Source organism: Geodermatophilus africanus, from assembly GCF_900107105.1.
GTDB lineage: Bacteria > Actinomycetota > Actinomycetes > Mycobacteriales > Geodermatophilaceae > Geodermatophilus > Geodermatophilus africanus.
This window is the reverse complement of record NZ_FNOT01000049.1, coordinates 1-1,627: the sequence shown is the minus strand read 5'-3', so window position 1 is coordinate 1,627 and position 1,627 is coordinate 1. Positions and strand designations below refer to the sequence as shown.

Sequence of the window (1,627 nt, the reverse complement as noted above, 5' to 3'; positions counted from 1 at the left end):
GCCGCGGCCCGCGACGCCGGCCTGGGGGTCGTCTTCATCACCCACAACCCGCACCACGCCTACCTGGTCGGCGACCACTTCATCATCCTCAAGCTCGGCCGCCGGGTGCTGGACAAGAAGCGCTCGGAGGTCTCCCTGGAGGAGCTCACCACCGAGATGGCCGGCGGCCAGGAACTCGCCGAGCTCTCCCACGAGCTCAAGCGCTGATGTCCTGCCTCCCGTCCTGCACGTCGGCGTTGATAAGGAGCAGCTCATGCGGGTCGACTGGCATCGGCAACCTGCAGTCGGTCCCGGTTCCCGGAAGGATGGCCGATGATCGCGTCGACACCGATGGCCAACCAGTCCGCGAACCGCGAGCAGGGTGATCCGGTGATCTCCGGCGAGCGCCTGCTGGCCACCTGCTGGACCAGTGCGGGCGACGCCGCCTCAGACCGCCTCGACCTCCGCAGTCCCCTGCCCCTCCGGGAGCGGATCGAGGCGGCGTCGGCGGCTGGGTTCGGCGGCTTCGGACTGCTGTCGGCCGACCTTCCCGCGGCCGAGCAGGAATACGGGCTCAGCGGGATCCGGGCCCTGCTCGACGACAACGGCATCGTGGATCTCGAGCTCGAAGGGATCCCCTACTGGTGGGACGACGGGCCGCGGCGCGCGGAGTCCGACCGCGTCCGCCACTCACTTCTCACCGCCGCCGAGGTGCTCGGTGCCCGGCACATCAAGGTGACGCCCGATGGTGACGACGCCCCGTGGGACCGCGGGCACTGGGCTGCGAAGCTCGCCGAGCTCGCGGCGCAGGCATACGACGCCGGCACGCGGCTGGGCCTCGAGTTCTTCCCGTGGTCGAACATCAAGACCCTGCACGACGGCCTGCGGCTCGTCGAGGACGCCGGGCACGACGCGGCCGGCGTCGTCATCGACGTCTGGCACATCGAGCGCGCACACACCCCGGTTGCCGACCTCGCGTCCGTCCCGCTGCACCGCATCATCGGGGTCGAACTCAACGACGCTGACCCCCAGGTCGTCGGGACGTTGTTCGAGGATACGGTCCACCGCCGCCGCTACTGCGGAGAGGGATCGTTCGACCTTCCCGGGATGATCACGGCGCTCCGCGCCGCCGGGTGGACTGGACCGTGGGGCGTGGAGATCCTCTCCGACGAGCACCGATCCCTGCCTCTCCGCGATGCCCTCGATCGGGCGGCCGACAGCGCACGCCGTCAACTCGAGCTCGCGCGCCGACCGGCCGGGGCGACCCCGTCCCAGCCCTGCCGTACCACAGCACAAGCAGAACAGGCGGCAGCGGGCGGTGAGAACAACTGGTGACGTCCCGTGCTCGACGACGGTCGATTCCCCTTCAGGATGCGGTGACCGACCGTTGCCCGGGGAGCCTTCGGCCGGGTTCCGCCGACGCGACGAGCTGCCGCCCCGAGCCGCCAGGCAGCCGAAGGCGCGGTCAGGACCACCGTCGTCCCGAAGGCGCACAGCCGCGGGCCGCGCGGAAGCGGCCGATCCATCTCTTGACCGCTGTCGCTCCCTACACGCAGGAGGAGCCATGTCCGAGCAGAGCGTGCTGAGCCCGTTTCCCGGTGCGACGTCCCCGCCGACCCGGCTGATGCTGATCGGCGGGAACTGGGTG

The 1,627-nt window shown here is 70.6% G+C and carries 1 protein-coding gene and 1 pseudogene; both read left to right on the top strand.

Going from position 1 to position 1,627, the window contains the following annotated elements; all coding sequences use genetic code 11:
• Positions 1–207, top strand: a pseudogene (locus BLW63_RS25930) (ATP-binding cassette domain-containing protein); the annotation flags it as partial.
• Positions 208–312: 105 nt separating this feature from the next.
• Complete coding sequence (locus tag BLW63_RS25925) at positions 313–1,314, top strand: sugar phosphate isomerase/epimerase family protein (protein ID WP_211517319.1); 1,002 nt, start codon at positions 313–315, stop codon at positions 1,312–1,314.
• The last annotated feature ends 313 nt before the right edge of the window (positions 1,315–1,627 follow it).